Origin of the sequence: Streptomyces sp. LHD-70, from assembly GCF_031157275.1 — a bacterium.
GTDB lineage: Bacteria > Actinomycetota > Actinomycetes > Streptomycetales > Streptomycetaceae > Streptomyces.
Map to the genome: position 1 here is coordinate 1 of NZ_JAVIFW010000029.1, position 12,579 is coordinate 12,579.

Consider the following 12,579-nt stretch of genomic DNA (forward strand, 5'->3'; position numbering starts at 1 on the left):
ACCGCCGGGGGGCGGAAGACTTCCAAGTCTTCCGCCCCACGGCGTTCTCGCCGTACGGCGGCACAGGCCCAGTCACCGCCCACTGTGGCGGCGTGGGGTCAGGCGGGGACGCCCGCCCGGTGCTGCCAGCCGCACTGGCCGGCCTCCGCCGGCAGCGCCGGGTGCTCGCCGATGACGACCGAGTGACCGACATCCGCTGGAGGAGGCCCGGGTCCGCGCGCCGACGGCTGGCGCTGCTGGCCTGTGTGCCGTTGGCGAAGGCGTGCTGGTTCTACGCCCGGCTGACCGAGGATGTCTGGCTGCGGCGCGGACTGCGGCGGTCGGCGCGTGCCTCGACCTCGTCTACGCGCTCGGACGCTTCGCCGACGTGTTTCTCGTACACCGCGGATGGGACCCGTCCACGTGCGCGGACGTCACGCGGACCTGTCTGACCCTGGGGATGATCCTGAACACCATCGGCTGGACCGTGCCGTTGTGGGGTCCGCGGGTGCAGGCGGTACAGGCGTGGTGCGCCGACCACCGCCGCTTCCGCAAGCTGCGCCCGCTCTGGGACGCCCTGTATCGGGCACACCCTGAGACGTCCCTGCAGCCCGCTCCCGCAGCGACCTCTTTGCCCTGGCATGCATCCGGCGGAGCAGGCCCTGGTACGGGGAAGCTCACCGGCCCGCCGTCGTGACTTCGCCGCGGGGCGTGCCGCGGCCGCCGACGCCCTGCGTCTCCTTGGCCGGCCGGGTCCGGTCCTGCGCGAGCTCCGCGTCCCCGCTTCCCGACGGGGGTGCGGGGATCCATCAGCCGCTACCGAGGCGCGGTCGCCACCTGCCCGGCCACCACCCGGAGGGACGTGCCCGCCGTCGGTGTGGACGTCGAACGCGTCGGCAGTCTCTCGTCGGAGACCGCCGGCCTCATCTGCACACCGACGGAGCGCGCCTTGGTGGGCGGCAGCGCAGCGGGCGGATGGCTCCTCACGGTGATTCTCCGCCAAGGAGGCCTGCTACAAGGCGGCGACCACCCTGTGCCTCCCCCGCGACCCGGTCTTCCACGACGTCGAGGTCGTCCCGGATCCCGACCACGCGAACGGGAACGGGAACGGGCACGGCAACGGGCTGCGCCTGACGGTCGACGCAGGGCCCCTCCCCGACGGATACACCGTCCGGGGCCAGGTCCGGTCCGTGGGTCCGTACGTGTGGACGACGGTGCTGCTCCAGGAAGGACGGGCGGCACACAAAAACACCCCCCTGACAGCGTTTCCGCAGGTCAGAGGGGTGTAAAAGCGTGGAGCCTAGGGGAGTCGAACCCCTGACATCTGCCATGCAAAGACAGCGCTCTACCAACTGAGCTAAGGCCCCGGAAACGGCTGATCGACCGGAAGAACCCCGGTCGGCCGTGCACCGCAGACCAGAGTACCGGGTCTTCCCCCGAGTCTCGCAAAAAGATTGGGGGTCCCCGTGGACGACCACTCTCCGTAAGATGCTCGGCGAGGTTCGCAGCAGCGAAGGGGAGACGCCATGGACACCGCACAGCAGGAAGCCACCGCAAGAGCCAGGGAGCTGCAGCGCAGCTGGTACGGGGAGCCGCTGGGGGCGCTCTTCAGGCGGCTCATCGACGATCTGGGGCTCAACCAGGCCCGGCTCGCCGCGGTCCTGGGGCTCTCGGCGCCGATGCTCTCCCAGCTGATGAGCGGTCAGCGGGCCAAGATCGGCAACCCTGCCGTGGTCCAACGGGTCCAGCACCTGCAGGAGTTGGCCGGTCAGGTGGCGGACGGCAGCGTCAGTGCCGCCGAGGCCGCCGAGCGCATGGAGGAGATCAAGAAGTCGCAGGGCGGCTCGGTTCTCACCAACGGCGGTCAGACGGCGATCAGTTCGGGCGCTCCGACGGTCAAGCGCGTGGTCCGCGAGATCCAGTCGCTGCTCCGTTCCGTTTCGGCCGCGGGGGACATCATCGAGGCCGCGAACGCCCTCGCCCCGAGCCACCCCGAGCTGGCAGAGTTCCTCAAGGTCTACGGCGCCGGCCGCACCTCGGACGCCGTCGCCCACTACGAGGCGCACCAGAACTGACCGAGACGCTCCTGCTGAACGGTTTCAGCACGCCCGGTCCAGGACGAAGGGGGAGTGCAGCAGGGCCATGGGTGAGGTCTTCGCCGGCCGGTACGAACTGGTCGACCCGATCGGCCGCGGTGGCGCGGGTGCCGTGTGGCGCTCCTTTGACCACCGTCGGCGCCGCTATGTCGCCGCCAAGGTCCTGCAGCAGAGCGATGCGCACACCCTGCTCCGCTTCGTCCGCGAGCAGGCCCTGCGCATCGACCATCCGCACGTCCTGGCCCCGGCCAGCTGGGCGGCCGACGACGACAAGGTCCTGTTCACCATGGACCTGGTCAAGGGCGGCTCCCTGGCCCATGTGATCGGGGACTACGGGCCGTTGGCGCCCGCGTTCGTCTGCACGCTGCTCGACCAGCTGCTCGCCGGGCTCACCGCGGTGCACGAGGAAGGCGTCGTGCACCGGGACATCAAGCCGGCCAACATCCTCCTGGAGGCCACCGGCACGGGCCGGCCGCATCTGCGCCTGTCCGACTTCGGCATCGCCATGCGCAAGGGCGAGCCGCGGCTCACCGAGACCGACTACGTGGTGGGGACGCCCGGCTACTTCGCGCCCGAGCAGATGCTCGGCGACGAGCCCGACTTCCCCGGCGATCTCTTCGCGGTGGGCCTCGTCGCGCTGTACCTCCTGGAGGGCGCGAAGCCGGACTCCAAGGCACTGATCCAGCGCTTCGCCGCCCACGGCACCCCGGACGCCCCGCAGGGCATCCCGGGACCGCTGTGGCAGGTCCTCGCGACGCTGCTGCAGCCGGATCCGGACGCGCGATTCCGTACGGCGGCGGGTGCGCGCAAGGCCCTGCTCGCGGCGGCCGAGCTGCTGCCGGAGCCCGGTCCCGACGACGAGATCGTCGAGATCTTCGACCAACTCGGGCCGCTGCCCCCGGGGTTCGGCCCCGAGGGCCCGCGGGGCCGGGCTCCGGTGGCACCCCCGCCCCCGCCGCAGGCCCCTCCCGCCCCGAGCTCGGCCCCCGCACCCCGCGTGCCGGCCGACGACTTCCACCTGGCACCGCCGGACGGTACGCCGAGTGGGGTCTCCGGCGCGGCGACCCCGGCCCCCACACCCGTACCCCCGGCCCCACTCACCCCGCCGCAGCCGTCGACGCCGCCCACACCGCTGCCGGTCCGGCCACCGGAGCCACCGGCGCCACCGGCCCACCGGTTCGACGAGGACGGGCACACCTACCCGCTCACCCGCCCGTACCCGGCACGGCCCGTCCCGGCCGGGGAACCCACGCCGCCGACGGCACCCGCGCCCGTACCTGTGGGAGCACTCGCGGCCGACGGTCCGCGTCCCCACCGGCGCAGGCGCCGCCCCGGCCCGCCCGCGAAGGTGGCCGTGCCGGTGCTGCTGCTCGCGCTGGTCAGCTACGCGGTGGGGTTCTGGGCCCTGAGCCGGCTCTAGAACGGGGACTCCGGAACGAAGCCGGGCCCCGAGCCGGCCCTGGCACGGGGACTCCGGAACGAAGCCGGGCCCCGAGCCGGCCCTGGCACGGGGACTCCGGAACGAAGCCGGGCCCCGAGCCGGCCCTGGAACGGGACTCCGGAACGAAGCCGGCCCCTGAGCCGACCCTGGAACGGGGACTCCGGAACTAAGCCGAGTCCTGAGCCGGCTCTAGAACCAAGGGCTCCGGACCCGAGCCGGGCTCAGGCGCTCTCGTCGGCCGTCCGGCGCGCGGCGATGCGGCGGGCCAGCAGCGTCCACAGCACCAGGACGAGCACCAGTCCGGTACCCGTGCCGATCCCCGCGGTCGCCACCACCGACAGCACCCCGCGGCCCAGACCGAAGGCCGCGGCGTCGGCATCGGCATCGCCCCCGTCCGCCCCGCCCGAGCCCCCGCCCGAGCCGCCGACCGGCGCGTCCGTACCGTCCTCGGTGACCCGGAAGGGCCCCGCGTCGCCCTCGTACGCGACATCCGTCTTCCGCTCGCCGGTCACGCCGACGCGCAGGGTCAGCGCGAGCCCGGCCTCGCCGTACTGCTCCCGCAGCTTCGGGTCGAGGGACACCTTCAGGTAGTACGAGCCGGGGAACCGCATCTGCTTGGTCTCGGGCCGTGCCGCGTACCGGTTCTCGTACGCCACCGCCGCCAGCGGTTCGAGGGCGGTGGTGACCGGATCGCCGCGGTAGCTCTCCCCGGCCGAGGTCACCGTGGTCCTGGCCGGGTTGTGGACGCTCACGTTCAGCGCCTTGGGCACGCTGCTGAGCACCCCGCCCCCGCCGCCCTTCGCGCCCTCCAACTCGACCTGCGCGGACAGCTGTTGACCCCAGCCCACCGGAACCCGGTAGAACCGCGTCCGGCCGGGCCGGACGCGGTCCTGCCACACGCCGTGCCCGAGGAGCCGCGCGTCGTTGAATCCGGTGCCGCCCTCGGCGCCCTGGGGCGCCCCGGTGGGCGGCGGCGGATCGACCGGATCCTGGGCCTCCGCCGGCGCCTCAGTGGGCGGACTGCCCGCGAGCCGCGGCTCGGCGGCCAGGCTCAACTCCAGGTCCCAGGCGGCCCGCGACGAGTCGTCGGCGCTCCCGCGCTGGACGACGACGAAGTACGTGCCCGTCTCGCGGCAGCGCGTACCGCCCCCGTCGATCAGCCGCTCGGCGGTGGCGGCGAGCGGAGCCGCGTAGTCCGCCGTCCCGAACGAGGCCTTGTCGGAGCCGCAGGTGTTCCCCTCCTGGTCCTGCAGGGTCACCGCGATCCGGTCGCCGTACGCCACTTCCGTGCCGAAGCGGGGGACGGCGACGGCGGACGCGTAGACGCTGGAGTCCGAGTCCAGCTCGACGGCGTAGTACAGCGTCCGGCCCGGGCCGATGGAACTGCGGTAGGTGGAGCCGGAGTTGAGCTCCTGCGCCCCGGATCTGGCCTCGGCTCCCTCGACGCGCTGCGCGCCGGAGGCGAACACATACGGACGCGGTTCCTCCGCCGCGTGGGCCCCTTGCGCCGGCAGCAGCAGTGAACCCGCAGCCAGTCCCCACAGCGCCCTGCGCCCCGTCCAGCGCCCGGTGCCGCGCCGCTCCATCCCGCCCCCTCCGTCGTCGCCCGGCCGCGACCATCCTGCACCGCAGGTCACCGCGGTGTCTGCGCCCGAACGCAATCACCCGCCCCTTTGCCCTTGCAAGGAATTACTTGACGAAGGCAAATCATCGGGCACGAACCTCGGCCTCGTACGTCGATGTCTCGGCCCCGCCGCCACGGCCACGTGCCGTACACCACAGGCCCGAACCCCGCCACCGCAACACAAAGCCCCGGCCGCTTGCGGCGACCGGGGCTTGGTGAAGTGCGTTTCGGGACTCACGAACCTGTGGGCACGGAGTCAGTCGCCTCCGTCCACAGATCCTGCTCGGCGCGATCCGCCTGGATCTGGCGGTACACGAGGAGCCCGCCGATGGCGGCCAGTGCGACCAGGAGAAGCTTCTTCACCGCGCTACCTCGTCTTTCCTTGACGTAGGAGACCTCTGGCGCCCGACTATACACACCGATCGATACCGATCGGTGACCTGCCGCCGGACTCAACTCCCGCCCCGTGTACAGCAGTAGACGCCCCTCACGATGCGCACCGATCCCCCCACGGAACGTGATGATTTGGTGCTCTTAGGCGCTATGCGTCCATACGGGTGGTGTTCATCGGAAGATCCGCGAATCACGGGTCGAGCTCCCGCACTTCTCGGGCCTCGTACACATCATGAGGAAAGTACGCAAATCCTCCGACCCGAAAGTGAGAGATCGTGGCTACCAACAAGGTCACCCGCATCTGGTCCGTCGTCGTCGCCGCCCTGCTGGCCTTCTTCGCCTCCCTGGGCCTCATCACCACCGCCACCGCCGCCCCGGCCGTACCGCAGCAGGGCGCCGCCGGCAACAGCAGCACCGAGACCCCGGCCAGGGCGCCGTACGCGGCCCCCGCGCCGAAGGCGAAGCCGTACGAACTCTCCCGGCCGCCCACGATGAAGCAGCGCATCCGCGCCGAGGCGCACGGTACGTCCCCCAGCAGCCGCGGCCTGACGCTCGCCACGCCCCTCTCCGACGTGAACCAGGTCGACGCGGCCACAGAAGCGGACGTGGTCGCCCGGGAACGCGTACGGCCCGCGCACCCCGCAGAGCTGGCGCTCTGACCCGGACAAGCGGCAGAGGTGACGTACCTCTCAACGCCCTTACGAGCAAGCCCAGTTCACGGCACCGGACACCCTCACCGGGCCCGGCTGAACGACCTGCCCCTCCTGATCCACCCGCAGCACCGGCAGTACCGGCAGTACCGGCAACACCCGCAGGACCTGAACCACCACACGCACCACCACACGCACCACCGGACAGACCACAGGCAGACAGGCCACCGGCAGACGCCCGCAGCACAGCACCACCGGCCAGTGACCGGCCGCCCTTCTCCCCCACACAGGGAGAGCCACAGGGCCCCGCGCCACCGGTCCACCTGACGTTGCCCAGCAGCCCCCGCAGCCCCTGAGGGCCGCCCCCGAAGACCACGTACACAGACCAAGCCCGTTCCGGCCACAGAGCCTCCGACGAACGGGCCGCTCGCATGCGCACCGCCCTCCCGTACGGGAACGGTGCGCTCAGCCATGTCCGGGCCAGGTGACGCCGCCCTGCCCACCGGACACCGCACCCGCCCCGCCCCCAGAAACGCCGAAGACCCCCGACCAAGGATGGTCGGGGGTCTTCGTGCTGGTGGGGCTAACAGGATTTGAACCTGTGGCCTCATCCTTATCAGGGATGCGCTCTAACCAACTGAGCTATAGCCCCGCCGCGCTCTGCGGTGTATGTCCCGCGCGCTGACCTCTGAAGATTAGCGCACGACGCGGCCAGTCCCAAAATCGATACTCAGGAGCGCCCGCGACGGCTCACTCGTCCTCGGCGAGCGTCAGCTCCACGCCGCCCACGAAACCGGCGGACAGGTTGTAGATGAACGCGCCGAGCGTCGCGAGGGCCGTGGCCAGGACCACGTCGAGCACCGCGATGATCGAGGTGAAGAGGAGCACGCGCGGCAGCGACAGGAAGGACTGGAGGTCGAAGCCGTTGGACTCGTTGGAGCCGGTGGCCTCGGCGATCGTGCCGCCGACCGTGGAGAAGACGCCCATGGCGTCCATGACCATCCACAGCACGGCGGCCGCGACGATCGTGCAGATGCCCAGGGCGATGGAGAGCAGGAAGCTGACCTTCATCACCGACCAGGGGTCGGCCTTCGCGACCCGCAGCCGTGCTTTGCGCGTACGGGGCGTCGTGCGCGCGCCCGTGCGGGGCCGTCGGACCGCGCCCTCCTCGGAGGGGTAGGCCTGCGGCGGGTGGTACGCCGTGGGCTGCTCCTGCGCGGGGGTGCGCTCGCTCGGGAGGGCGCCCGCGCCGGGGGCGTACTCGGCCTTCTGGCCGGCGTACGCCTCCGGCTGTGGTTCGCGGGTGTCCGTCACGGTGCCCCCCTGAGCCGCTTGCGGGTCAGTGGCGGGGCCACGGCCGCCGTCCGATCCGTTGGTGCCTGCTGAGGCGCCCGTGGCTCCACTCACGTCCTGCACTCCTCGCGCTACTCGGACTCGGTGCCTGCGCCCTCGTCCGTGCCGTCGACCGGGGTCGGCTCGTCCGACTCGTCGACGTCGCCGTCGACTTCCTCGGCCTCGCGTCCGGCCTCGGCGTTACGTGCGATGCCGACCACGGCATCGCGCTTGCCCAGGTTGATCAGTTGGACGCCCATGGTGTCACGGCCCGTCTCCCTGACCTCGTTGACTCGCGTACGAATCACGCCGCCGGACAGCGTGATGGCGAGGATCTCGTCGGTCTCCTCGACCACCAGCGCGCCCACGAGTTCGCCGCGGTCCTCCACGATCTTGGCGGCCTTGATACCGAGGCCGCCGCGGCCCTGGACGCGGTACTCGTCGACGTTGGTCCGCTTCGCGTACCCACCGTCGGTGGCGGTGAACACGAACGTACCGGGCCGGACGACATTCATCGAGAGCAGCTCGTCGCCCTCGCGGAAGCTCATGCCCTTGACGCCGGAGGTGGCGCGGCCCATCGGGCGCAGTGCCTCGTCCGTCGCGGTGAAGCGGATCGACTGGGCCTTCTTGCTGATGAGGAGCAGGTCGTCCGCGGAGGAGACCAGCTCGGCGCCGATCAGCTCGTCGTCACGGCCGTCCTCCATCTCACGGAGGTTGATGGCGATGACGCCGCCCGAACGGGGCGAGTCGTAGTCCTTCAGGGCCGTCTTCTTGACGAGGCCGGCCTTGGTGGCGAGGACCAGGTAGGGCACCGCCTCGTAGTCGCGGATGGCGAGGATCTCGGCGATCTGCTCGTCCGGCTGGAAGGCGAGGAGATTGGCGACGTGCTGGCCGCGGGCGTCGCGTCCGGCGTCCGGGAGTTCGTACGCCTTCGCGCGGTAGACGCGGCCCTTGTTGGTGAAGAACAGCAGCCAGTGGTGGGTGGTGGACACGAAGAAGTGGTCGACGATGTCGTCCTGCTTGAGCTTCGTGCCCCGGACGCCCTTGCCGCCGCGCTTCTGCGAGCGGTAGTCCTCGGTCTTGGTGCGCTTGATGTAGCCGCCGCGCGTGATCGTGACGACGATGTCCTCTTCGGCGATCAGGTCCTCGATGGACATGTCGCCTTCGAACGGGACGAGCTTGGAGCGGCGGTCGTCGCCGAACTTGTCGACGATCGCGGCGAGTTCATCGCTGATGATCTGGCGCTGCCGCTCGGGCGAGGCCAGGATCGCGTTGTACTCGTTGATCTTCGCCTGGAGCTCGTCGTGCTCCTGGGTGATCTTCTGGCGCTCCAGGGCGGCCAGGCGGCGCAGCTGCATCTCGAGGATGGCGTTGGCCTGGATCTCGTCGATCTCCAGGAGCTGCATCAGGCCGGTGCGGGCGACGTCGACCGTGTCGCTGCGGCGGATGAGCGCGATGACGTCGTCGATCGCGTCCAGGGCCTTGAGCAGGCCGCGCAGGATGTGGGCGCGCTCCTCGGCCTTGCGCAGGCGGAACTTCGTACGCCGGACGATGACCTCGACCTGGTGGTTGACCCAGTGCCGGATGAAGGCGTCGAGGGAGAGGGTGCGGGGCACGCCGTCGACCAGGGCCAGCATGTTGGCGCCGAAGTTGGTCTGCAGATCGGTGTGCTTGTAGAGGTTGTTGAGCACGACCTTGGCGACCGCGTCCCGCTTGAGGACGATGACGAGGCGCTGTCCCGTACGCGAGGAGGTCTCGTCGCGTACGTCGGCGATGCCGCCGATCCTGCCGTCCTTCACGAGGTCGGCGATCTTCTGCGCGAGGTTGTCCGGGTTGACCTGGTACGGCAGTTCGGTGACGACCAGGCACTGGCGGCCCTGGATCTCCTCGACCTCGATGACCGCGCGCATCGTGATGGAGCCGCGCCCGGTGCGGTACGCCTCCTCGATGCCCTTGCGGCCGACGACGAGGGCGCCGGTCGGGAAGTCGGGGCCCTTGATGCGCTCGACGAGGGCGTCCAGGAGCTCCTCGTGGGAGGCCTCGGGGTTCTCCAGGTACCACTGGGCGCCTGCGGCGACCTCGCGGAGGTTGTGCGGCGGGATGTTGGTGGCCATGCCGACCGCGATGCCCGCCGAGCCGTTGACCAGGAGGTTCGGGAAGCGGGCCGGCAGGACCGTCGGCTCCTGGTTACGGCCGTCGTAGTTGTCCTGGAAGTCGACGGTCTCCTCGTCGATGTCCCGGACCATCTCCATGGACAGCGGGGCCATCTTGCACTCGGTGTAGCGCATGGCGGCCGCGGGGTCGTTGCCCGGGGAGCCGAAGTTGCCGTTGGAGTCGACCAGCGGCATCCGCATCGACCAGTGCTGGGCGAGGCGGACGAGGGCGTCGTAGATCGAGGAGTCGCCGTGCGGGTGGTACGTACCCATGACGTCGCCGACGACGCGGGCGCACTTGTAGAAGCCCTTCTCGGGGCGGTACCCGCCGTCGTACATCGCGTACAGGACGCGGCGGTGGACGGGCTTGAGGCCGTCGCGGACGTCGGGGAGCGCGCGGGAGACGATGACGGACATCGCGTAGTCGAGATACGAGCGCTGCATCTCGGTCTCGAGTCCGACGGGCTCGACGCGCATGCCGACGCCGGGGACCTCGGGGTCGTCGGGCGTGGGCACGTCGGGCGTGACGGGGTTGTTCGGGGTGGTCTCGTCGGCCATTGCTGGTCAAAGTCCTTTCGAGCTGCGGCTGGTGCGGCCGACTCAGATGTCGAGGAAGCGGACGTCCTTGGCGTTGCGCTGGATGAACGAGCGCCGGGCTTCGACGTCCTCGCCCATCAGGACCGAGAACAGGTCGTCGGCCTGCGCGGCGTCGTCGAGCGTCACCTGGCCGAGTACGCGGTGGTCCTGGTCCATCGTCGTGATGCGCAGCTCCTCGGCGTTCATCTCGCCGAGACCCTTGAACCGCTGGATGGTGTCGTCGCGGAAGCGCTTGCCGGACTGCCTGCCGAGCTCGACCATGGCGTCGCGCTCGCGGTCGGAGTACGCGTACTCCACGTCGTCCTTGCCCCACTTGAGCTTGTACAGCGGCGGGCGGGAGAGGTAGACGTGGCCGGCCTCGACCAGCGGGCGCATGAAGCGGAAGAGGAAGGTCAGCAGCAGGGTGTTGATGTGCTGGCCGTCGACGTCGGCGTCCGCCATCAAGATGATCTTGTGGTAGCGGAGCTTCTCGATGTCGAAGTCCTCGTGCACACCGGTGCCGAAGGCCGAGATGAGGGCCTGGACCTCGGTGTTCTGCAGGATCTTGTCGACCCGGGCCTTCTCGACGTTCAGGATCTTGCCGCGGATGGGCAGGATCGCCTGGTACTCCGGGTTGCGGCCGGACTTGGCGGAGCCGCCTGCGGAGTCACCCTCGACGATGAAGATCTCGCACTTCGTCGGGTCGTTGGACTGGCAGTCGCTCAGCTTGCCCGGCAGCGAGGCGCTCTCCAGGAGGCCCTTGCGGCGGGTGAGGTCGCGGGCCTTGCGGGCGGCGACGCGGGCCGTCTGCGCCTGGATGGCCTTGCGGATGATGTCCGCGGCCTCGTTGGGGTTGCGGTCGAACCAGTCGGTGAGGTGCTCGTGCACCACCTTCTGGACGAAGGTCTTCGCCTCGGTGTTGCCCAGCTTGGTCTTGGTCTGGCCCTCGAACTGGGGCTCGCCGAGCTTGACCGAGATGATCGCGGTGAGTCCCTCGCGGATGTCCTCGCCGGAGAGGTTGTCGTCCTTCTCGCGGATCAGCTTGCGGTCCCGCGCGTACCGGTTGACCAGGGAGGTCAGCGCGGCGCGGAAGCCCTCCTCGTGCGTACCGCCCTCGTGCGTGTGGATCGTGTTCGCGAAGGAGTAGACGCCCTCGCTGAACTGCGTGTTCCACTGCATGGCGATCTCGACCGAGAGCAGGCGCTCCTTGTCCTCGGCCTCCACGTCGATCACCGTGGGGTGAATGACGTCGCCCTTGCGGGAGTTGAGGTACTTCACGAAGTCGACGATGCCGCCTTCGTAGTGGTACGTGACCGTGCGCGCCTGGTCGTCCTCGGCACCCTCGGCGGAGTCGGCGCCGGTGGTGGCCTTGGCGGACTCGCGCTCGTCGGTGAGGCTGATGGTCAGGCCCTTGTTGAGGAAGGCCATCTCCTGGAAGCGCCGCGAGAGCGTCTCGAAGGAGTACTCGGTGGTCTCGAAGATGTCCTGGTCGGCCCAGAACGTCACCGTCGTGCCGGTCTCGGCGGTGGCCTCGTGCCGTTCGAGCGGCGCGGTCGGGGCGCCGCCCTTGTAGTCCTGCGTCCAGCGGTAGCCGTCGGTCTTGATGTCGACGGCCAGCTTGGTGGAGAGCGCGTTGACCACGGAGACGCCGACGCCGTGCAGACCACCGGAGACGGCGTAACCGCCGCCGCCGAACTTGCCGCCCGCGTGCAGCACGGTGAGGACGACCTCGACGGCCGGCTTCTTCTCGACGGGGTGGATGCCCACCGGGATGCCACGGCCGTTGTCGACGACCCGCACGCCGCCGTCGGCGAGGATCGTGACGTCGATGGTGTCCGCGTGGCCCGCGAGCGCCTCGTCGACACTGTTGTCGACGACCTCCTGGACCATGTGGTGCAGGCCCCGCTCACCGGTCGAGCCGATGTACATGCCGGGTCGCTTGCGGACCGCGTCCAGCCCCTCGAGGACGGTGATGGCGCTGGCGTCGTACGACACCGTTGCCTCGCTGTTCTCGCCGGCGGGAGACGGAATGTTCTCGTTGGGGTTGCCGGAATCGGCCACGAAGCGCCCTTTCTGGCACAGCACAAGCCGAACTCCCGTGTGGCGGGAGCGGCTGCGTCGTTCTGTGTGTCGACTGGTGGTCGGCTGAGTGGACAGCCTGGTGCAGCGTTCTCGCGTGTTTCCTGACCGCGCCCCACGAATGGGGCGAGATTAGCCTTCAGTCTACCGGTAGCGCCGACAGTGATGGGCGTTTGGCGGTACCTGAGTCCGCATGTGCCGCCCTGAATCGGCCGCAGCCGACTCCCCATATGTGGAAAGGGGCTCCGAGAGGCTC

Annotated in this window: 9 protein-coding genes and 2 tRNA genes; 4 read left to right on the forward strand and 7 right to left on the reverse strand. The window is 70.1% G+C overall.

Annotation, left to right across the window (positions count from 1 at the left end):
* Nucleotides 1-367 precede the first annotated feature (367 nt).
* A complete protein-coding gene (locus tag RCO28_RS35235) occupies nucleotides 368-676 on the forward strand; it encodes a DUF6545 domain-containing protein (RefSeq protein WP_308945448.1) in 309 nt (102 codons plus the stop codon).
* A gap of 597 nt (nucleotides 677-1,273) precedes the next feature.
* Here RCO28_RS35235 and RCO28_RS35240 read toward each other — a convergent pair.
* Nucleotides 1,274-1,346, reverse strand: a tRNA-Ala gene (locus tag RCO28_RS35240).
* Nucleotides 1,347-1,505: 159 nt separating this feature from the next.
* On the opposite strand from RCO28_RS35240, the gene RCO28_RS35245 reads away from it, so the two are divergent.
* Both RCO28_RS35245 and RCO28_RS35250 read left to right on the forward strand, forming a co-directional pair.
* Entirely contained in the window at nucleotides 1,506-2,054 is a 549-nt protein-coding gene (locus tag RCO28_RS35245; RefSeq protein ID WP_308945449.1) for a DNA-binding protein, read from the forward strand.
* 67 nt (nucleotides 2,055-2,121) lie between these two features.
* Nucleotides 2,122-3,495 carry a serine/threonine-protein kinase gene (locus tag RCO28_RS35250; protein WP_308945450.1) on the forward strand — a complete coding sequence of 458 codons (1,374 nt, stop codon included), beginning with the start codon at nucleotides 2,122-2,124 and terminating at the stop codon, nucleotides 3,493-3,495.
* 242 nt (nucleotides 3,496-3,737) lie between these two features.
* On the opposite strand, the gene RCO28_RS35255 is transcribed toward RCO28_RS35250, so the two are convergent.
* The gene (locus tag RCO28_RS35255; RefSeq protein ID WP_308945451.1) at nucleotides 3,738-5,102 is read right to left on the reverse strand and encodes a hypothetical protein; all 1,365 of its coding nucleotides are present in this window, start codon (nucleotides 5,100-5,102) and stop codon (nucleotides 3,738-3,740) included.
* 272 nt (nucleotides 5,103-5,374) lie between these two features.
* Complete coding sequence (locus RCO28_RS35260) at nucleotides 5,375-5,503, reverse strand: DLW-39 family protein (RefSeq protein WP_003999697.1); 129 nt, start codon at nucleotides 5,501-5,503, stop codon at nucleotides 5,375-5,377.
* A 305-nt stretch (nucleotides 5,504-5,808) separates the two neighbouring features.
* On the opposite strand from RCO28_RS35260, the gene RCO28_RS35265 reads away from it, so the two are divergent.
* Nucleotides 5,809-6,192, forward strand: coding sequence for a DUF6344 domain-containing protein (locus tag RCO28_RS35265; RefSeq protein ID WP_308945452.1), 384 nt, complete (start codon nucleotides 5,809-5,811; stop codon nucleotides 6,190-6,192).
* 566 nt (nucleotides 6,193-6,758) lie between these two features.
* Here RCO28_RS35265 and RCO28_RS35270 read toward each other — a convergent pair.
* The 4 genes from RCO28_RS35270 to gyrB form a co-directional block, all read right to left on the reverse strand.
* Nucleotides 6,759-6,835: transfer RNA gene (locus RCO28_RS35270), tRNA-Ile, on the reverse strand.
* A gap of 98 nt (nucleotides 6,836-6,933) precedes the next feature.
* Complete coding sequence (locus tag RCO28_RS35275) at nucleotides 6,934-7,590, reverse strand: DUF3566 domain-containing protein (protein ID WP_308945453.1); 657 nt, start codon at nucleotides 7,588-7,590, stop codon at nucleotides 6,934-6,936.
* A gap of 17 nt (nucleotides 7,591-7,607) precedes the next feature.
* A complete protein-coding gene (gyrA, locus tag RCO28_RS35280; RefSeq protein WP_308945454.1) occupies nucleotides 7,608-10,226 on the reverse strand; it encodes a DNA gyrase subunit A in 2,619 nt (872 codons plus the stop codon).
* A gap of 42 nt (nucleotides 10,227-10,268) precedes the next feature.
* Complete coding sequence (gene gyrB / locus RCO28_RS35285; RefSeq protein ID WP_308945455.1) at nucleotides 10,269-12,329, reverse strand: DNA topoisomerase (ATP-hydrolyzing) subunit B; 2,061 nt, start codon at nucleotides 12,327-12,329, stop codon at nucleotides 10,269-10,271.
* Nucleotides 12,330-12,579 lie beyond the last annotated feature (250 nt).

Excerpts from the sequence above, each read along its gene's own strand:
- gyrA (WP_308945454.1), bottom strand. The coding sequence starts at position 10,226 with ATGGCCGACGAGACCACCCCGAACAACCCCGTCACGCCCGACGTGCCC.
- RCO28_RS35250 (WP_308945450.1), top strand. The coding sequence starts at position 2,122 with ATGGGTGAGGTCTTCGCCGGCCGGTACGAACTGGTCGACCCGATCGGC.
- RCO28_RS35255 (WP_308945451.1), bottom strand. The coding sequence starts at position 5,102 with ATGGAGCGGCGCGGCACCGGGCGCTGGACGGGGCGCAGGGCGCTGTGG.
- RCO28_RS35245 (WP_308945449.1), top strand. The coding sequence starts at position 1,506 with ATGGACACCGCACAGCAGGAAGCCACCGCAAGAGCCAGGGAGCTGCAG.